This window comes from Halogeometricum rufum (genome assembly GCF_900112175.1).
Lineage (GTDB): Archaea > Halobacteriota > Halobacteria > Halobacteriales > Haloferacaceae > Halogeometricum > Halogeometricum rufum.
Genome location: NZ_FOYT01000001.1, coordinates 1775109 through 1794258, shown reverse-complemented (window position 1 = coordinate 1794258; position 19150 = coordinate 1775109). Strand labels below are relative to the sequence as shown.

The 19150-nt window shown below is 70.7% G+C and carries 17 protein-coding genes; 12 read left to right on the top strand and 5 right to left on the bottom strand.

Annotated elements, in window-relative coordinates; translation table 11 throughout:
• Positions 1-6: 6 nt before the first annotated feature.
• Positions 7-1704, top strand: a complete 1698-nt coding sequence (locus BM310_RS09210) for a flippase activity-associated protein Agl23 (RefSeq protein WP_089806766.1) — start codon at positions 7-9, stop codon at positions 1702-1704.
• A 143-nt stretch (positions 1705-1847) separates the two neighbouring features.
• Here BM310_RS09210 and BM310_RS09205 read toward each other — a convergent pair whose 3' ends face one another.
• Positions 1848-2801 (bottom strand): transcription initiation factor IIB, encoded by a 954-nt coding sequence (locus tag BM310_RS09205; protein WP_089806764.1) that lies wholly within the window; start codon positions 2799-2801, stop codon positions 1848-1850.
• A 131-nt stretch (positions 2802-2932) separates the two neighbouring features.
• On the opposite strand from BM310_RS09205, the gene BM310_RS09200 reads away from it, so the two are divergent.
• The 3 genes from BM310_RS09200 (at position 2933) to BM310_RS09190 (ending at position 5159) form a co-directional block, all read left to right on the top strand.
• Positions 2933-3922, top strand: coding sequence for a lamin tail domain-containing protein (locus BM310_RS09200; protein WP_089806762.1), 990 nt, complete (start codon positions 2933-2935; stop codon positions 3920-3922).
• Between the two features lie 212 nt (positions 3923-4134).
• A complete protein-coding gene (locus BM310_RS09195) occupies positions 4135-4536 on the top strand; it encodes a hypothetical protein (RefSeq protein ID WP_089806760.1) in 402 nt (133 codons plus the stop codon).
• Positions 4536-5159, top strand: coding sequence for an METTL5 family protein (locus tag BM310_RS09190; protein ID WP_089806759.1), 624 nt, complete (start codon positions 4536-4538; stop codon positions 5157-5159). The genes BM310_RS09195 and BM310_RS09190 overlap by 1 nt, the downstream gene beginning before the upstream one ends.
• Positions 5160-5189: 30 nt before the next feature.
• Here BM310_RS09190 and BM310_RS09185 read toward each other — a convergent pair whose 3' ends face one another.
• The 3 genes from BM310_RS09185 to BM310_RS09175 all read right to left on the bottom strand — a co-directional run bounded on the left by BM310_RS09185 (position 5190) and on the right by BM310_RS09175 (position 7559).
• Positions 5190-6842 (bottom strand): rhomboid family intramembrane serine protease, encoded by a 1653-nt coding sequence (locus BM310_RS09185; protein ID WP_089806757.1) that lies wholly within the window; start codon positions 6840-6842, stop codon positions 5190-5192.
• A gap of 168 nt (positions 6843-7010) precedes the next feature.
• Positions 7011-7289 (bottom strand): UPF0058 family protein, encoded by a 279-nt coding sequence (locus BM310_RS09180; RefSeq protein WP_089806754.1) that lies wholly within the window; start codon positions 7287-7289, stop codon positions 7011-7013.
• Positions 7290-7349: 60 nt separating this feature from the next.
• A complete protein-coding gene (locus BM310_RS09175) occupies positions 7350-7559 on the bottom strand; it encodes a DUF7120 family protein (protein ID WP_089806752.1) in 210 nt (69 codons plus the stop codon).
• 183 nt (positions 7560-7742) lie between these two features.
• On the opposite strand from BM310_RS09175, the gene BM310_RS09170 reads away from it, so the two are divergent.
• The 6 genes from BM310_RS09170 to BM310_RS09145 all read left to right on the top strand — a co-directional run bounded on the left by BM310_RS09170 (position 7743) and on the right by BM310_RS09145 (position 14871).
• The gene (locus tag BM310_RS09170) at positions 7743-8336 is read left to right on the top strand and encodes a sulfite oxidase-like oxidoreductase (RefSeq protein WP_089806750.1); all 594 of its coding nucleotides are present in this window, start codon (positions 7743-7745) and stop codon (positions 8334-8336) included.
• A 90-nt stretch (positions 8337-8426) separates the two neighbouring features.
• Positions 8427-9773 carry an isochorismate synthase gene (locus BM310_RS09165; protein WP_089806748.1) on the top strand — a complete coding sequence of 449 codons (1347 nt, stop codon included), beginning with the start codon at positions 8427-8429 and terminating at the stop codon, positions 9771-9773.
• A gap of 62 nt (positions 9774-9835) precedes the next feature.
• On the top strand, positions 9836-11587 hold the full coding sequence (menD, locus tag BM310_RS09160; protein WP_089806746.1) for a 2-succinyl-5-enolpyruvyl-6-hydroxy-3-cyclohexene-1-carboxylic-acid synthase: 1752 nt from the start codon (positions 9836-9838) through the stop codon (positions 11585-11587).
• Between the two features lie 121 nt (positions 11588-11708).
• Positions 11709-13361, top strand: a complete 1653-nt coding sequence (locus BM310_RS09155; protein WP_089806744.1) for a hypothetical protein — start codon at positions 11709-11711, stop codon at positions 13359-13361.
• Between the two features lie 44 nt (positions 13362-13405).
• Entirely contained in the window at positions 13406-13876 is a 471-nt protein-coding gene (locus BM310_RS09150; RefSeq protein ID WP_191453677.1) for a hypothetical protein, read from the top strand.
• Positions 13877-13953: 77 nt separating this feature from the next.
• Entirely contained in the window at positions 13954-14871 is a 918-nt protein-coding gene (locus tag BM310_RS09145; protein WP_089806739.1) for a 1,4-dihydroxy-2-naphthoyl-CoA synthase, read from the top strand.
• Between the two features lie 4 nt (positions 14872-14875).
• On the opposite strand, the gene BM310_RS09140 is transcribed toward BM310_RS09145, so the two are convergent.
• The gene (locus BM310_RS09140) at positions 14876-16828 is read right to left on the bottom strand and encodes a PAS domain S-box protein (protein WP_089806737.1); all 1953 of its coding nucleotides are present in this window, start codon (positions 16826-16828) and stop codon (positions 14876-14878) included.
• A gap of 354 nt (positions 16829-17182) precedes the next feature.
• Between BM310_RS09140 and BM310_RS09135 the strand changes: the two genes are divergently transcribed.
• Together BM310_RS09135 and BM310_RS09130 are read left to right on the top strand one after the other, a co-directional pair.
• Positions 17183-18133, top strand: a complete 951-nt coding sequence (locus BM310_RS09135) for a 1,4-dihydroxy-2-naphthoate polyprenyltransferase (protein WP_089806735.1) — start codon at positions 17183-17185, stop codon at positions 18131-18133.
• Complete coding sequence (locus BM310_RS09130) at positions 18133-19149, top strand: mandelate racemase/muconate lactonizing enzyme family protein (RefSeq protein ID WP_089806733.1); 1017 nt, start codon at positions 18133-18135, stop codon at positions 19147-19149. The genes BM310_RS09135 and BM310_RS09130 overlap by 1 nt, the downstream gene beginning before the upstream one ends.
• The last annotated feature ends 1 nt before the right edge of the window (position 19150 follow it).

Genomic DNA, 19150 nt, shown 5'->3' with positions numbered 1-19150 from the left:
TCTGCCATGTCTCCCGGAGACGCGTCCGGCGACGCGTCGGCGACGGTTCTCGGCCTCGACTTCAGGACCGACCGCGTCGCCGCCGCCGTCGTCGCGTTCGCCGCTCTCGCCCTCCTCGCCCGTCTCGTCGGTCTCGGTGCGCGCCCGTTCCACTGGGACGAGGCCCGCGTCGGCTACTGGACGCTCCGCTACCTCGAGACGGGCGCGTTCGAGTACCGCCCCGTCGCCGGCGGCCCCCTGCTGTACCACCTCGACCGAGTCGTCTTCGCCGTCCTCGGCGCCTCCGACGCGATGGCCCGCCTCCCCGTCGCCGTCCTCGGCGCGGCGCTTCCGTCGTGCGCCCTGCTCTTTCGGGACCGACTGGACGACGCCGAGACGCTCGCGTTCGCCGCGGTCCTCGCGTTCCACCCCCTGCTCGTCTACTACTCGCGCTTCCTCCGCGGCGACGTTCCGCTCGTCCTGTTCGCCCTCGCGTTCGTCGGCTTCGTCGTCCGCGCGTTCGACCGGGCGAGCAGACGCGACGCCTACGCGGCCGCCGTCGCCCTCGCACTCGCGTTCGCCTCCTCGGGGTTCGCCGCCGCCTACGTCCTCTGCTGGGTCGCCGTCGGCGTCCTCCTCGTGGACCAACCGAGCGCCGTGGTGGACGGCGGGGCGTCCGCGCGGCGACTCCTCGCGTCGCTCCGGTCGCGCGTCGCCGGCCGAACCGCGCCCGCGGCCCGCGCGTCCCTCCTGTTCCTCGGGACGACGGTGCTCATGTTCGCGCCGCGCGCCGGCCCGCACGTCGAAGTGGGCCTGACGAGACCGACGACGTGGCACCTCGTCCTCTACGAGTCGACCGTGGGTGCGCTCTGGTCGTTCGTCGGCGTGCGCGTCGTCAATCGCTGGCCGGCGTGGACGCACGAACTGTTCCCGTACGTCGCCGACCTGCTGGGGACGCTCGGCGACGTGGCCCTCCCGACGGCCGTCGCGGCCGTCGCCGTCTTCGCGTGGAACCGCTACGTCGCGACGGAGCGCCGGACGCTACTGGACGCGTTCGCCTACTGGGCGGCGGCGTCGGTGGCCGTCTTCCCCGTGGTGACGGAGGTGGCGGCGCCGTGGGTGGCGATTCACGTGCTCCTCCCCCTCGCGCCGCTGGCGGCCGTCGGCGCCGCGGCGTTCCTCCGACACGCCGTCGCCCTCGCGCGCGGCGACGGCCGCGACGCCGCCGCCGTCGCCGGCGTCTGCCTCCTCCTCGTCGCCGTCCTCGCGCAGGCGGGCGCCGTCACCGCCGCGGGCGTGTACGGCCCCTCGGACCGGACGAACGAACTCGCGCAGTTCGCTCAGCCGAGCGACGACCTCGACCCCCTCTTCGAGAACGCCTCGGCCGTCGCCGACGGCGACCCCACCACGCCCGAGGTGCTGTACGTCGGCGAGCGCTACTACACGGCGTGGGACCCCGGCAACGAGTTCCCGCCGGTGGTTCAGAACTGGGGGAACAGGCTGCCGCTCCCGTGGTACTTCGAACGCGCCGGCGCCGACGCGATAAGCACGAAGAACGTGACGACGTTCGACGAACGCGCGGCGAACCGCTCGACGCCCCCGATGGTCGTCGCGGCCCCGTCGCTGTCCGGCGCCGTCGGCGACAGACTCGGCGACGGCTACGAGGCGACGACGTACCACCTCGGTCTCTGGGACCGCGAGGTGGTCGTGTTCGTGCGCCGGTGAGCGACGTCAGGACGAAGGGACGGCAGAAGCGGTGGCGACGAGAACAGAGCGGGGACGGAGGAGAGACCGAGAGAAGTGAGCGGTGAGAGAGCAGCGAACGCCGTCGCTCGCGCCAGCACGTCGAACGAACGGAACCGACCCGCCTAGCGGAAGCCCATCGCTTCGATCTGCTCCTGATACCGGTTGCGGATGGTGACTTCGGTCACCTGCGCCACGTCGGCGACTTCGCGCTGGGTCTTCTTCTCGTTGCAGAGCAGGGAGGCGGCGTAGATGGCGGCGGCCGCGAAGCCGGTCGGGGACTTGCCCGAGAGCAGCCCCTGTTCGGCCGACACGTCGATTATCTCCGTCGCCTTGGCCTGTACCTCCTCGGAGAGGCCGAGGGCGGAGGCGAAGCGCGGGACGAACTGCTTGGGGTCGACCGGCTTCAGTTCGAGGCCGAGTTCCTGCGAGATGTAGCGGTACGTCCGCCCGATCTCCTTCTGGGGCACGCGCGACACCTCGGCGACTTCGTCGAGCGAGCGCGGGATGCCCTCCTGCCGGCAGGCGGCGTAGAGCGCGGAGGTGGCGACGCCCTCGATGGAGCGTCCCCGGATGAGGTCCTCGTTCAGGGCGCGGCGGTAGATGACCGACGCGACCTCTCGAACCGACCGGGGGACGCCCAGCGCGGAGGCCATGCGGTCGATTTCCGAGAGCGCGAACTGCAGGTTGCGCTCGCCCGCGTCCTTCGTGCGGATGCGTTCCTGCCACTTTCGGAGGCGGTGCATCTGCGACCGTTTCTCGGAGGAGAGCGACCGACCGTAGGCGTCCTTGTCCTTCCAGTCGATGGTCGTCGTCAGGCCGCGGTCGTGCATCGTCTCCGTGATGGGAGCGCCGACGCGGGACTTCGACTGGCGTTCGGAGTGGTTGAACGCCCGCCACTCCGGCCCGCGGTCTATCTGGCGCTCGTCCAGCACCAAGCCGCAGTCGTCACACACCAACTCCCCCTGGTCGGCGTCCGTGATGATATTGGTGGACTCACACTCCGGGCACGCGACGCGCTCGTCGGCGTTCTGCTCCGATTCCTGCTCTCGCTGACGCTGGCGGCTCGGGCGTTCCATTATAAGGTTTGTGGTGAAGCGAGTATTTAAAACTTTGCGAAAATTAGTTAGTCACTTGTCATCAACTGCGGGTAGTATCGGTCGGTACGGACGCCGGTTCGGTTATCCGGTCGTCGTCCGAACGAGGAGGTATGCGCGCGCGAACGGTCCTGTTCACAGTCGTTCTCCTCGTCCTCTCGGGTTGCGTCGGTGCCGCCCCGGCCGGGCCGCAGTCGACCGGTTCGGCGGGTGCGGCCACGGACGCCGCGACGCCGACGGGGCCGAGCGTCCGGGTCACCGTGACCGAAGTCGTGGACGGCGACACGGTGAAGGTGAAGTACGCGAACGGGTCGCGCGACACCGTCCGCCTCCTGGGCGTCGACACGCCGGAGGTGTACGGGTCGAACACGCCGGGCGAGTTCGAGGGCGTCCCGGACACCGAGGCGGGGGCGGCCTGTCTCGACGCCGCGGGTGAGAACGCCTCCGCGTACGCGAGACGGCACCTCGCCGGCGAAGAGGTCCGCCTCGTCTTCGACGAGACGGCGGACAGACGCGGCTACTACGACCGCCTCCTCGCGTACGTCCACGTCGACGGCGCGTCGTTCAACCTCGCCCTCGTCGAGGCCGGCCACGCCCGTCTGTACGAGAGTACATTTACCGAACGTGAACGGTACCGCGCGGCCGAGACGGACGCCCGCGCGGCGGGCCGCGGCCTCTGGGCGTGCGCGGAACGCGAGGCAGACGAGGGCGCGACGGCCGACGGCGGAACGGTCGGTGCCGACACGGCCGACGACGGTTCCAGCGCGACCGACGCCCGGATAGCGGTCGTTCGGATCCACCCCGACGCCGCCGGCAACGACAACGAGAACCTGAACGACGAGTACGTCGTCTTCCGGAACGAGGGCGCGGAGACGGTGGACCTGTCGGGGTGGTCCGTCGCCGACGCCGTCGGCAAGACGTACACCTTCCCGCCGGGCACGACGCTGGAACCGGGAGCGGAACTCACGCTCAGGACCGGCACCGGGACGGACGGCGACGCGACGGTCTACTGGGGGCGTGGGTCTGCGGTGTGGAACAACGGCGGCGACACCATCACGCTCAGAGACGACGACGGCGTCGTCGTCCTCGAACGCCGGTACTGACGGCTTCGAACTTCGGAGAGGGGGGATGGGGGGGAATGGGGTGACGCAGAGCGTGCGACCCCATGCGACCGTATCACATCGAACGGCTTGAGTCCCCCGGGCCGTTCAATCGCGGCGCACGACCTCTCGCCGTCTCCCGATAAGCGCCGAATAATATTACTATTGGACATTCAACAACGCTTTTGTATGATTAGTGGGTATGTAAAATCGACATGAGTACGACGCCCACGCAGCAGTCGTCCGCCGCGGAGGCACTCGACGCAGACGCCGTCACCGACGTGACCCCGGTGTCACTCTCGGCGTCGAACCTCGACTCGACGGCCCCGGCGTACCTCCGGGACCTGAAGTCGGCCCTCGCCGCCGACGGCTACCACCCGGCCGTCCTGACCGTCGAGGCGTGTTTCGACGAGGACTGCCCGTTCGCCACGCAGACCGTCGTGGAGGACCTGCGCGAGTACGTCCGCGCCGCGGCGTTCCTCGGCGCGGCCCGCCTCGAACTCACCGTCGAGGGCGCCGCCGACGAGGACGCCGTCGAGACGGCACTCCGCGCACTCGCCGAACGCGCCCGCCGCGAAGGCGTTCACTTTTCGGCCTCCGGCGCGATATCCACCTGATGGCGACGAAGGCCGCCCTCGAGACGCAACTGTCCGTCGTCGCGGGGTTCGAGAACCCCCGCGTCGAACTCGAACAGTACCCGACACCGCCGGGCCTCGCCGCCCACGTCGTCCACGTCGCCGACCTGAACGGCGACGTCGAGGGACGAACGGTGGTGGACCTCGGCACCGGGACTGGCATGCTCGCTCTCGGTGCCGCCCTCCGGGGCCCCGCCCGGGTCGTCGGCGTGGACGTCGACGCGGAGGCACTCGACGTGGCCCGCGACAACCGCGTCCGCGTCGGGACGACGACGCCCATCCACTGGGTCCGCGCGGACGCCACGCGGGCGCCCCTCTGCGTCGACGAACCGACGACGGTCCTGATGAACCCGCCGTTCGGGGCGCAACGCGGCCACGAACACGCCGACCGGGCGTTCCTGCGGACGGCGGCGACGCTGTCTGACGTGTCGTACTCCATCCACAACACCGGCTCTCAGGAGTTCGTCGAGGCGTTCGCCGCCGACGAGGGCGGCACGGTGACCCACGCCTTCGAGGCGACGTTCAGCCTCGACCGGCAGTTCGAGTTCCACGACGAGGCGTCCAAGGACATCGACACCGAAGTGTACCGCATCGAGTGGGACTGACGGGCGCGTCGGGAGAACTCCGGCCGCCGGCTACTCGTACCGCTCTCGCTTCGCGATTCGCAGGCGGGTCTCGCCGTACTCGACGAACAGTTTCCGCTCCTCTCTGACGAACGTGAGGCCGTCCAGCGTCGCGGTCCCGTTCTCCGCCGGCAGGCGCGTCGTCACGGACTCGTTGTCGCGTTCGACGCGGACGTAGTAGCCCTGCGGGGCGGGGTCGATGCTGATGTTCCGCCCGCCGACGACGGGGCCGGCCCGCGCGGGGTCCGAGGTGTAGACGACGCGCGCGGTCCCCCGATGGCTCAGGAAGACGCGGTAGGCGGTGTCGCCGTGCGTCGCCACCCAGCCGTCGCGGACGGCGAACACCGTCTCGCGCCAGCCCGGACCGCCGACGAGGACGGGCACCTGCCCGTCGAAGGCGAGTCGCCCCTTCGTGACCGCCGTCGTCCAGATGCCGCGGTCGCGACTGCGCACGATGACGCCCGCCGTCTTCACCGCCGTCGTCTCCCCCAGCGCGGAGATTTCGAACGCGGCGGTCATCCCGTTCGTCACGTTCTCCGCGTACGTCACCTCGTAGTCGCGGACGTCTATCTCCGCGCCCGGCAGGTCGTCGTCGTTCGCGGTGTAGAGGTTGTACGGAACCGCGGGTCCGGAGATGACCGCGGCGACGAGGATGAGACAGGCCGCCCCGGCCTGCCACGGGCGGACGGCGAACGCGCCGCCGAGAGTGTCCCGGAGTGCCACCCGGTCGGACCCGACGACGGTGACCGTGACGACGACGGCCAACAGGGCGACGAGGGCCACGCCGACGGCGCGGTAGAGCACGTACGTCTCGCCGCCGCGGTACCAGTAGATGGCCCACATCGACTGCTGGACGCCGAACAGTATCGTCCCGGTCCACAGTCGGAGCGCCGACGGGCGGGCCTCGGGCGCCCGGTTGCGGACGACGGCGAGACCGAGGAGGACGCCGAGGAACAGACCGAACGCGTGCCCCTGGATGGCGATGTCGGCCCACCACGGCGTCACGTACGCGGGGTGACCGCTAGCGGTGAGTTGCGGCGTCTGGACCGCGTTGTAGACGACGCGGACGACGCGACTCGCGACGAGTGCGACGACCGTCGAGAACGGGTAGTTGACGAGGGCGAACCCCGCGAAGGCGAACACCACGCCCGAGAACCCGATTATCGGGCCGAGGGCGAACGCGGCGGTGAGGAGGCCGACCACGAAGACGGCGGCGGGGAAGACGACGAACGCGCGGACGTACGGGTTCGTCCGCCACGACCCGAACGACGTGGTCCCTCGCCCGCGCGGGAAGTGCCCCCACGCGTACTCGGCGAGGGGCGCGAACGCCGCCGTCGCGACGAGGTTCCCGACGAGGTGGCCCGGCCCGTTGTGCGCGAACGCGGCGGTGACGACGCCGAGCGGGTAGAAGTACGACCACGCCCGGAAGGGAATCGTCAGCGGCCGGTACCAGTGCTGGAGGCCGCCCTGCACGAACAGGTAGACGGCGAGGACGCCGACGACGGTGACGACGGACCCCCACGGGACGCCGAAGAGGAAGCGCCGGCGGAGCGCCCTCGCCCACCGCCCGGACGGTCTGTCGGCGAGGTAGACGGCGACCACCGAGAGAACGAACGCGACCAGAAGGGCGACTCGCTGAACGGTGACCGCCCCCGGAAGTTCCATCGTTGGCGTAATTCGACGGCACGGTTAAGAATCTCTCGCCGGGCGCGAGGCGCCGTCTCGTCCCCTGTCGTCCCACTGACAGTGCCTCCCAGCGACGAGACGATTCACGCGAGCGACGAACCGACGGCTACCGGTCGTCTCGGTCGTGTACGGCAGAAAAACCGCGCCTCAGAGCTTCGACTCGGCGTCCTCGGCGAGTTCCTTCATCCGCTTTCCGACCCGGCCGGCGTTCGAGAACTCGTCTTCGCTCATCGCCGCCGCGAGCGCGTTTCCGAGGACGAAGACGGCGTGTTTGTGTTCGCTCTTGGACTTGTGGACGTGCGAGGGGTCGACGGCGAGTTGCTCGTAGGGGTCGAACAGTCCCTCGTCGACGTGTTCCTGCGAGGCGAAGTGGTCCTTTATCGTCACCATCTGTTCGTGCAGTTCCAGAAGCTCGTCCTTGTGCATGGGCGTGGGTACGCGAGAGGTCGTTTTAAGGGTTATTGGGTCTGACTGACACGCTCGCGGTCAGAAGACGTACTCGTCCTCGTGACCCATCATCCCGTCGTCTTCGAAGCGGTCGTCCTCGTCCATCGGTCCGCTCGTCTTGAACGCGCGGATACCCGTCGAGAGGAGGTCCTCGATAGCCTCTTCGCGGCTGACGAACTCTCCCTCGTCCACCAGCTGTGCGATCTGCATCTCGAGGTGTTCAGGAACGTTGATTTTGACTTTGGGCATCTGAACGCCCGGGGGTTTGAAGCCGGCTTATTTAACTCCTGCGCCCGACTTTTACCGTTGGACGAACGTCTCCTCGTTCGCCGAGGAAAATCGTTTCCGCGGAGCCAAAAGAGCTTGTCCGAGCCAGTACTCACCGCCCGGGAGAGTCGTCAGCGTTAGGTACGCCGCGACGAACTACCGGGCATGGCCAGAGACGTCACGGGACTCTACCGCGAGTTCGGCGAGGAACGACTCCCACCGGGGCAGCGGGAGACGTCGCGGTTCCCGGTGTTGTCCAAGAGCGGAACGCCCTCGTGGAACCCCGACTCGTGGGCGTTCGAGGTGTGGGGCGCCGTCGACGAGGACCTCACGTTCTCCTACGACGAGTTCAAGGACCTGCCCGCGGAGACGCAGACGCAGGACTTCCACTGCGTCACCGGGTGGTCGAAGTTCGACTGCGAGTTCACCGGCGTCACCTTCCCCGCCCTCGCCGAGATGGCGGGTGTCGACGACGAGGCGGTTCACGTCATGTTCCACGCCCTCGACGGCTACACGACGAACCTCCCGCTCGAAGACTGCATGCGCGAGGAGGTCATGTTCGTCTACGAGTACGGAGGCGAACCCCTCCCCGACGACCACGGCGGTCCGCTCCGAGTCGTCACGCCGCACAAGTACGCCTACAAGGGCGCCAAGTGGGTGTCGGGCGTCGAGTTCCTCACCGAACCCGAACGCGGTTACTGGGAGAAGCGCGGCTACTCCAACACGGCCGACCCGTGGAACGAAGAGCGGTACAGCTGAATACGGGCCGCTCGCGGACCGAACGCGCGGAGTCCCGCTCCCGTTCCGGGATAGTCAGGTAAAAGACTGTGGCTTCCTCATCTCCATCAAATGGCATCGCTGCGGACTGACGAGGCGGAGACACACCTCGTCAGCAGGTCGGTTCCCGTGTCGGCACCGTCGTTTCGCGCCGTCCTTCGCGCCGCCGACACACCGCGTACCGTCTGGTCGGCACCCGACGAGGCGACGGTGGTCGGAAGCGGCGCGGCCGCGACGGTGACCGCAGACGGGCCGAGACGGTTCGACCGAATCCGCGAGGCGGCCGAGGACCTGTTCTCCTCGGGCGACGTCCACGCCGGCACCGAGGCGGCCCGCCCGCGCCTGTTCGGCGGGTTCGCCTTCCACGCCGACAGCACGGACGGGTCGCCGTGGGAGGACTTCCCCGGGGCGCGCTTCGTCTTCCCGCGCGTGCAGGTGACCGAGGCCGACAACGGGACGTGGCTCACCGTCAACGCCGTCGGTCCGGACGCCGACGCCGACGCCGTCGAGGAACGCCTCGCCGAGGAACGCGACCGTATCGAGTCGCTCCCGGACCCCGGCCCCCTCGCGGACCCGCCGGGCGTCACCGCCCGCCGACGGACGACGGCCAAGTCCGACTGGAACGCCAGCGTCGAGGCCGCCGTCGAGCGAATCCGCGCGGGCGACCTGCAGAAGGTCGTCCTCGCGCAGGCGCTGGCCGTCGACCTCGCCTCGGAACTGTCGGTGCCGGACGTGCTGGAGCGACTCGGCGACGCCTACCCCGACTGCTACCGCTTCCTCGTCGAACCAGAACCCGGGGCGGACCGCGCGCAGGCGTCGTTCTTCGGCGCGACGCCGGAGCGACTCGTGACCCTGCGCGGTCGGACCGTCGAGACGGACGCGCTGGCCGGGACGACCGGTCGCGGCGAGACGCCGGCCGAGGACGAGTGGCTGGCGCGCGAACTCGCCGCCGACGAGAAGAACGTCCACGAACACGAACTCGTCGCCGAGACCATCCGAGACCAACTGGCGCCGTTCGCCTCCTCCGTCAACGCCGGCGACCGCCGCGTGAAGCGTCTCGCAACCGTCCAGCACCTCTGGACGCCCATCACGGCGACGCTCTCGACGAACGAACACGTCCTCTCGCTGGTGGAGGCGCTCCACCCGACGCCCGCCGTCGGCGGACTGCCGCCCGAACGTGCGCTGGAGACCATCCGCGACACCGAACCGTTCGACCGCGGGTGGTACGCCTCGCCCGTCGGGTGGATCGACGCCGCCGGCTACGGGTCGTTCGCCGTCGCCCTCCGCTCGGCCGTCTCCCGGGACGACACCGCGACGCTGTTCGCCGGCGTCGGCGTCGTCGAGGACTCCGACCCCGACCGGGAGTGGGACGAGGTCCAACTGAAGTACCGCGCCCTCCTCGACGAACTGGAGCGCTGAACCGCCCTCCCTCCCTCGCTCACACCGCATCCCTCCGCACCTCACCACACCACGTCTCTCCCATGACCGAACCCAACCGCAACACGCTCTGGGCGCGTAGCCTCGTCGACGAACTCGCGAAGGCCGGCGTCGACGCCGTCTGCATCACGCCCGGCAGTCGCTCGACGCCGCTGACCGAAGCGTTCGCTCGACACGACGACGTGCACGTCTTCTCGCACCTCGACGAGCGCTCCGCGGCGTTCTTCGCCCTCGGCCGCGCGCGCCGCACGGGCGACGTGACGCCCCTCGTCTGCACCTCCGGCACCGCGGCGGCGAACTACCACCCCGCGATAGTGGAGGCGTCGCAGGCGCGCGTCCCGATGCTCGTCCTCACGGCGGACCGACCGCCGGAGATTCGCGACTCGGGGGCGAACCAGACCATCGACCAGGAGAAACTATACGGCGACGCCGTGCGCTGGTACCGGGACCTCGCCGAACCGGAGGCGACGCCGCGGAAACTCCGGTCGCTCCGGACGACGGCGGCGCGCGCCCTGACGAAGGCGACGGGGACGCCGGCGGGACCGGTCCACCTCAACGTCCCGTTCCGCAAGCCCCTCGAACCGGTCGAGGTGGCGGGCGACGTGCCCGACGACCTGCCCGAACTGGCGGCCGAGGGGCGCGAGGACGCGTTCGTCGCGCGGACCGCGGGCGTGCCGGAGTTGGACGACGACGCCCTCCGCGACCTGGCGGACCGCCTCTCGGTCCCCCGCGGCCTCGTCGTCGCCGGCCCCGCGGACGCCCCCGGCGTCGAGAGCGAGGCGGTGGCGGCGTTCGCCCACGCCACCGGCTTCCCGATTCTCGCGGACCCACTCTCGGGCGCCCGCTACGGCGGACACGTCCGCGTCGCGCCCGTCGTCGGCGGCTACGACGACTTCCTCGACCCCGCGGTGACCGCGTCGTGGCCCGACCCCGACGTGGTGGTCCGGTTCGGCGCCTCGCCCACGTCGAAACCGCTCAGAAAGTACCTCGCCCGCGTCGACGCGGCGCAACTCGTCGTCGACCCCGCCGCGGGGTGGCGCGAGGCGGAGTTCACCGCGACCGACCTCGTCGTCGCCGAACCCTCGCGCCTGATGGGCCGTCTCTCCCGCCTCCTCGCCGGCCCCGGCGACCCCGACTGGCGGAGTCGGTGGACGGACGCCGACGCGACCCACGAGTCGGTCCTCGACGAGAGCGACGCGTTCTGCGAGGGCCGCGTCCTCGCCGACGTGTTCGAACTCGCGCCCGACCCGGCGACCGTCTTCGTCTCGAACTCGATGCCCGTCAGGGACGCCGACCGGTTCTGCCCGCCGAGCACGAAGAACCTGACCGTCCTCGGCAACCGCGGCGCGTCCGGCATCGACGGCATCGTCTCCACCGCCCTCGGCGCGGGGTCGGCGACGACGGACGACCTGACCCTCGTCACCGGCGACCTGGCGTACTACCACGACATGAACGGCCTCCTCGCCGTCGGTCGCTCGGAGGTGGACGCGACCATCGTCGTCGTCAACAACGACGGCGGCGGCATCTTCCACATGCTCCCCATCGAACAGTTCGACCCGCCGTTCACCTCGCAGTTCAAGACGCCGCACGGACTGGACTTCGAACCGAGCGCGGACCTGTACGGCCTCTCGTTCGCCCGCGTCGAGGGCGGCGACCGGGCGGGCTTCCGCGAGGCGTACGAGACGGCGACGCGGAGCGAGGGGTCGCACGTCGTGGAAGTCGTCACCGACGCCGAGTCGAGTCACCGCGCCCGCGAGACGCTTCACGACCGGGTCGTCGACGAACTGACGGACTGAACGCGGCCCGACGAGCGTTCGACCCCGCCGTCGCCGCCGCGTCGCCCGAATCTGACATCCGAGTGCTAACTCCTCGCCGCGAGCAAAATCACTTTTCACGGTCCTCCGAGCAGAGTGAGTCGTGTCCGCTGCCCTCCGCACCGGCGTCCGTCTGGGGCTGAACCGCCCCGGGGTGTTCTGCGTCGTCGCCGCCGCACTGACGCTCGAATTCGTCGCTCGCGTCGCCGTCGGCGTCGTCGCGAACCCGCTCTCGGCCGTCCTCCTCCCGCCGTTCCTCGGCGTCCTCGTCCTCGGCGGCGCGTTCCCCGTCGTCCGCGCCGCCGCCGCCGACGAGGAGTCGCCGTGGGTCGCGTTCCCGGCGACGGTCGGCGCGCGGTGGCCGTCGCTCCTTGCGTTCGCCGCCGTCGGCCACCTCCTCGCCGTCGTCGTCGGGACGGGTCTGTTCCTCGTCGGCGACACGGCGGTTCGCTACCTCGTCTACGCGGCGGTGGGCGAACACCTCCCCGCCGGGTTCGTCGTCTACCTCCCCGTCGTCGGCGTCGCCGGCGGCGCACTCCTCGCGTGGTCCCTCCTCCCGCCGGCCGTCGGCCCACTCCTCGACCGCGAGGAACTCCGACCGGGCCTGCGCGCGGGACTCCGGACCGCCGCGCTCACCGTCGTCGAAGCGCCCCGGCGAACCGCCGTCGTCCTCGCGGCCCACGCCGTCGGCACCGCCGTCGTGGCCGCCACCGCGCTGACGGCCCTCGTCTACACCGGCGGCGTCCGGTCGCCCCTCCGACTGCTCCTCGTCGGCGGCGGCCTCACGCTCATCGCGGGGACGGTCCTCACGCAGTTCGTCTACAGCACCCACGTCGCGTCGTCGCTGCGACCGGTGCCGACGCCCGACGCGGAGACGCTCGCGGCCCTCCCGACGCGTCGCGTCGCGGTGGCGGCCCTGCTCTGTGTCTCGCTGGTCGCCGGCGCGGGCGCGGTCAGGGTGACCGAGACGCGGCCGATGGACACCGCGCCCGAACCGCTCCCGGACGACCCGACGGCGGCGTACGCGGTCGCCCTGGAGAACACCGACCGGTCCGACCACGTCTACGTGGCCACCTCGAACGTCTCCGGGGAGGACCGCGCGACGGCCCGGCGCGTCGCCGTCGACCGGTCGAACCGCCGCTACCTCGACCGGACGGTCATCGCCGCGCCCGACCTCACCACGCGAACGACGCTGTACGGGAGTTCCGGCGTCGTCGCCTACGACTCCCGAAGTGTGACGGCCGGCGGCGCGAACGCCTCGCGCCCGACCGCCGGGTTCGGAACCGTCGCGGCCGCCCCCGGCTACTGGACGGTCCGGCACGGCACCGCCCTCGGCGCGAGCGCAGGCGGGCGGTTCTCGCTCCCGACGCCGCGGACGGGCCAGTGGCGCGTCGCGAACCGCGCCGACGGCCGACTGACGCTCGTCGCGACGGGCGAGGCGGCGTACGAGGCGGCGTTCGGTCACTCGCCGCCGGCGAGCGTCTCCGTCGAGAGCGCTCGCGTCCGGATGGTCGTCGACACCGACCGCGGCGTCGTCACCGGCGGCGACGCGACGGTCCGGACGCGGCGCACGGCGGCGGCCACCGGAACCGAGAACGCGACGAACGCGGCGAACGCGACGAACGCGACGACCGAGACGCGCCGGTCCGTGACGACGTTCCGGTACGACGCGCGCGTCGACACGTCCGTCGGCCGCCCCGCGCGCCTCCGGTCGCCGACGCTCTCTGAGTGGGCGTGGCGACTGTTCACGTACTGACGCCGAGGACAGCGCTTTTCACCTCTCCGGCCGACGTGACGGATATGTCACGCGGCGTCACCGACCCGGAGACCGAGGCGCGGCAGGTTCGCCCCCGCGAGGAGAACGACGAACTCGGCAAGTGGCTGTCGGACCTGTTCGACGGCACCGCCGAGGCGACAGTGCTGGGGCTGCCGGCCCTCGTCGTCGCCACGTTCTCCGGCGACTTCGTCGCCTCCTCGGCGGCGCTCGGTGGGGCCGTGGCCCTCTCGTGGGGCGTCGCCGCCTACCGCAACGGCCGCCTCTCCGTCGGTCCGGAGTGGCCGCCGTTCTCGGTCCTCTACGCCGGCGTGCGCGCCGTCTGGTACAACCTCGTCCTCGCCGTCGCCGTCTTCGGGTCCGTCGCGTCCGGCCTGTTCTCGGCGTCGCCCGCGGGACTCGCGGCGGCCACCGTCGCCGGCATCGCCGTCGGCGCAGCAGGCGTCCTCGCGTTGCCGTTCGTCGCCGCCGGCATCGAGTCCGGCCGTCGGCTCTGAGTCGGCGTGCGATTTCGCTCGGCCCCGACGCCGTCCGTGAAGCGAATCTTTTTGCGCGGCCCGCACACCTCCTCGGTATGGTCTCGGACATCTTCGACTCCGACCGCTGGGAACCGGTCGACGGCGCGGCGGAGTTCGACGACATCACCTACCACCGCGCGGTGGACGTGCCCGCGGTGCGCATCGCGTTCGACCGCCCCGAGAAGCGCAACGCGTTCCGACCGGGGACGGTGGACGAACTGTACGCCGCCCTCGACCACGCCCGCAAGCGGGCGGACGTCGGGTGCGTCCTCCTGACGGGCAACGGCCCCTCCGAGAAGGACGGCGGGTGGGCGTTCTGCGCCGGCGGCGACCAGTCCGTCCGCGGCGGGTCGGGCTACGAGTACCGCGACGACGACGAGGCCGACGAGGGGGACGACCCCCTCGTCCGCGAGGCGAAGGCGGGCCGCCTGCACGTCCTCGAAGTCCAGCGTCTCATCCGTTTCATGCCGAAACCCGTCGTCGCCGTCGTCCCCGGGTGGGCCGTCGGCGGCGGCCACTCCCTGCACGTCGTCTGCGACCTGACGCTGGCCTCCGAGGAACACGCGAAGTTCCTCCAGACGGACCCCGACGTGGCCTCCTTCGACGCCGGGTTCGGGTCGGCCTACCTCGCCAAACAGGTCGGCCAGAAGAAGGCCCGCGAGATATTCTTCCGCGGGAAGACCTACTCCGCCGAGGAAGCCGTCGAGATGGGGATGGCGAACGAGGCGATTCCGCACGACGAGTTGGAGGGCGTGGCGTTGGAGTGGGCCGAGGAGATGACGGACAAGTCGCCGATGGCGATGCGGATGCTGAAGTACGCGTTCAACATGGCGGACGACGGACTCGTCGGCCAGCAGGTGTTCGCCGGCGAGGCGACGCGTCTCGGCTACATGACCGACGAGGCCCAAGAGGGCCGCGACGCGTTCCTCGAGAAGCGCGACCCGGACTTCTCCGAGTACCCCTGGCACTACTGAGCGGTCACTCCGACAGAATCGCCGGTCGCCGCGCGGCCGCTTCGACCGGCGTGCCGCGTTCGATTCGGGGGAGGCGGACCGTCGCCGTCGTCCCGGACCCGTCCGACTCCGCCTCGATGGCGAACGACCCGCCGTAGCGGGTGACGACCCAGTTGACCAGCCACAGTCCGAGTCCGGAACCGTGTTCCAAGGGCGTCTCGGTCCCCGCGGCGACGACGTCCGACTCCATCCCGTCGATGCCGGGGCCGTCGTCCGCGACGACGAGACGGACCCACTCGCCGTCCGCCTCCGCCTCGACGGCGACGCTCGGCTCCGCCGACGGGTCGTGTTTGACGGCGTTCTCGACGAGTTCCTCGACCGCTCGCTCCAGTTCCGCGCCGGCGCAGATACCCGTCTCCGGGTCCGTCCGGACCGACAGCCGAATCGTCGCCGCCGGCCACCGTTCGCGCGTCGCGTCGACGACGCCCGCGAGCAACGCCCCGGGGTCGAGTCGCTCGGGCGTCCGCTCCCGGCGGGCGTACCGCTCCAGTTCGCGCGCTCGCTCGCTCGTCGTCAGGAGGTCCTCGGCGACGCGTTCGATTCGACGCTCGGCGTCGACGTCTCCCCCGTCCCCCGCGTTCAACTGGTCCGTCCAGCCGAGGAACGCGTTCACGTCGTTCCGGAGGTTGTGACGGAGGACCCTGTTCAGCACGCGAATCAACTGCTCGGTTCGCTTCCGCTCGGTCACGTCTTGCTGGAACCCCACGTAGTGCGTGACGGCGCCCGTCTCGTCGTCCACCGGTGCGAGGTGGACCCGGTTCCAGAACGGCGTGCCGTCCCGACGGTAGTTGACGAGTTCGGCGACGACCGGTTCCTCGGCGTCGATGGCCGCTCGGAATCGCCGCGTGGTCGCCGGGTCCGTCCGCTCGCCCTGCAGCATCCGGCAGTTCCGGCCGAGCAGTTCCTCGGTGTCGTAGCCGGTGACGCGCTCGAACCCGTCGTTGACGTAGACGAGCGGTTCGTTCGGCTCCCGCACGTCGCAGATGCAGATGCCGACCTGCGCCTCGTCCATCGCTCTGTTCTTGATGCGGAGTTCGCGCTGTCGCTCCTTCCGCGCCGTCACGTCCCGCCCGACGCCCTGGACGCCGACCACGTCGCCGTCCCGCGTGACCGGCGTCGCGTTCACCTCGAGGACGACCACGGAGCCGGTTCGGTCGAGGAAGTCCAGTTCGAGGTTCTCGACGGTTCGGTTCTCCAGTACCTCGGCGTAGGCCGAACCCGCGCGCTCGGCAGCGGCGTCGGTCATGAAGTCGACGAACGGTTCCCCGGTCAGCGCCGCCGGCGGGTGGCCGAGGACGCGTTCTACCGCCGAGGAGACGTAGGTGAACTCGGCGTCGAGTCCGACGCGAAAGAGGATGTCGAAGCTCGTCTCCGCGATGGCCTCGAACCGCCGCTTCTCCCGTTCGAGGCGCGCGTTCCGCTCGGCCAACTGCCGCTCGTACGCTCGCCGCTCGCGTTCGCCGCTGACGAGTCGCCCGAGCAGTTCGAGGAACATCTCTTCGGCTTCGGTGAAGGGCTCGTCGCGTACGTCCGTGTCGGCGAAGCAGATGGTCCCCTCCGTCTCGCCGTCGACGACCACCTTGGTCCCGATGTACGTCCCGAGTCCGAACGTGTCGACGGCGCGCTGGTCGATAGCCGACGCCGAGGCGTTGTCCACCGCCAGCGGGCTGTCGAGTTCGACCGTGAGACGGCAGTACGCGTCGTCGAGCGGACAGGTCTCGCCGGGCTGCAACAGGTCGTGGTCCCCCGTCGCCTGAACTATCTCCTGGACGCCCTCGTCGATGCGGGTGAGGAAGCCGAACGGCAGGTCGAGATACTCCGTTCCGATGCGGAGCGCGCGTCCGACTTTCTCCTCTAGATCCCGGTCCGGGTCGGCGAAGACGTTGTAGAGCCGATTCCGCGGGGAGGGAGAAGCCATACGGACCGGTCGGTCTGACAGAACGTAAAGTTGTACTCTCACCGCGACGCGTCCGGGGCCGCGACTCGTCGGGTCGGCGTCACTCCGACCGTTCCGGGCGGTCCGAACGGTCGAGACAGTCGCGACTGGCGAACTCGCGTCCCGCAAAAGTCGAGCCCTCACAGGGGAGCCCCGTGACGACCCAACTGGCGAACCACGAGTGAACGTACGGAGTCCACGGAAAAGTAGCTTTTGGAGAATTTATCGCGGTGAAGTCACCTCCCGTCCCCGCGGAATGGGTCGATGCGGACTCGGTCCGTCGTCACCCGTCGGGAAACCGAAGTTTGACTCTCCCCCCGTCCCGAACGTGAGACAATGAGCACGCAGGACATCTCGCGGACGAAGGCGTGGGTGATGGCGGCGCGGCCGCAGACGCTGCCGGCCGCCGCCGCGCCCATCTTCGTCGGCGTCGGGTTGGCCGTCCACGACGGCGTGTTCGCCGCGCTCCCGGCACTCGCGGCGTTCGTCGGCGCGGCACTCATCCAGGTCGGCACGAACTTCGCCAACGACTACTACGACGCCGTGCAGGGCGCGGACACCGAGGACCGCGAGGGCTTCACCCGCGTCACCGCGGGCGGCCTCATCGAACCCGCCGAGGTCAAGCGCGCGATGTACCTCACGTTCGCCGCCGCCGTCCTCGTCGGCACGTACCTCGTCTACGTCGGCGGCGTCCCCATCGTCGTCGTCGGTCTCCTCTCCGTCGCGTCGGGTATCGCCTACACCGGCGGTCCCTACCCCCTCGGCTACCACGGACTCGGCGACCTGTTCGTCTTCCTGTTCTTCGGCGTCGTCGCCGTCACCGGAACCTACTACGTGCAGGCGGCCGCCGCCCTCGCCGACCCCCTCTCGCTCGGCGTGCCCCCGAACACGCTCCCGTTCGACGCGTTCGTCGCCTCGTTGGCCGTCGCCGCCCTCTCGACGAACATCCTCGTCGTCAACAACGTGCGCGACAAGGAGGAGGACGCGACGACCGGAAAGCGGACGCTCGCCGTCCGCTTCGGCTACGCGTTCTCCCGCGGCGAGTTCGCCGCCATGCTCGCACTCGCCTACCTCGTCCCCCTCTGGTTCGTCACGCGGGAGTCGTTCGGAATCGCCGTCCTCCTTCCCCTCGTCACCCTGCCGTACGCGCTCTCGGTGACGCTGACGGTGTTCACCGAGACGTCCGGCGGCGCGCTGAACCCCGCGCTCGAACGGGTCGGGAAACTGCTGGCGATGTTCGCCGCCCTGTTCGGCTTCGGCCTCTCGTTCGGCGGCCTCCCGCTGTGATGCGTCTCGACCCGTTCTCGCTGTCGCTGTCGGACCCGCTCGGCACCGCGAACGGCCCCATCGAGGCGCGCGAGGGCTTTCTCGTGCGACTGGCCGACGAGGGGGCGTCGCAGAGTGCGGGCCTCGGCGAGGCGACGCCGCTCCCGGGGTGGACGGAGTCGCTCTCTGACTGTCGGACGGCGCTCGACGCGGGCGACCCGGACGCGACGACGCCCGCCGCGAGACACGGCGTCTCGCTCGCCCGCGCCGACGCCGACGCGCGGGCGGCCGGCGTCTCCCTCGGAGCGCAGTTGGCCGCGGGCGACGCCGCCGACGCCGTCCCGGTGAACGCCACCGTCGGCGACGGGACGGCCGCCGAGACGGCCGAGTCGGTGCGGGAGGCGGTCGAGTCGGGCTACGACGCGGTGAAGGTGAAAGTCGGCGCGCGGGACGCGGCCGTCGACGCGGCGCGCCTGCGGGCGGCCCGCGACGCCGCCCCGGACGCGGAACTGCGCGCGGACGCCAACGGCGCGTGGGACCGCGAGACGGCGGCGGCGATGCTCGACGCGGCGGCCGAACTCGGCGTCCGGTACGTCGAACAACCCCTCCCGGCCGACGACCTGTCGGGACACGCCGAACTCCGCGGCCGGGGCGTCGGCGTCGCCGTGGACGAGACGCTGGCCGCCCACTCGGTGGGGGCGGTCCTCGACGCGGACGCGGCGGACGTGCTGGTCCTCAAACCGATGGCGCTCGGCGGGCCGGACCTGACGCTGTCGGCGGCGCGGGCGGCCCGCGAGGCGGGCGTCGACGCCGTCGTGACGACGACAATCGACGGCGTGGTGGCCCGCCTCGGCGCGCTTCACGTCGCGAGTGCGATTCCGGACGTGCCGGCGTGCGGCCTCGCCACCGGGTCGCTGTTGGCCGAGGACCTCGCCCCCGACCCGGCGCCCGTCCGCGACGGACGGATGTCGGTGCCCGACGGCCCGGGACTGGCGGGCGACGCCCTCGACCCGTTGTACCGAGTGGACGACCGCTGAC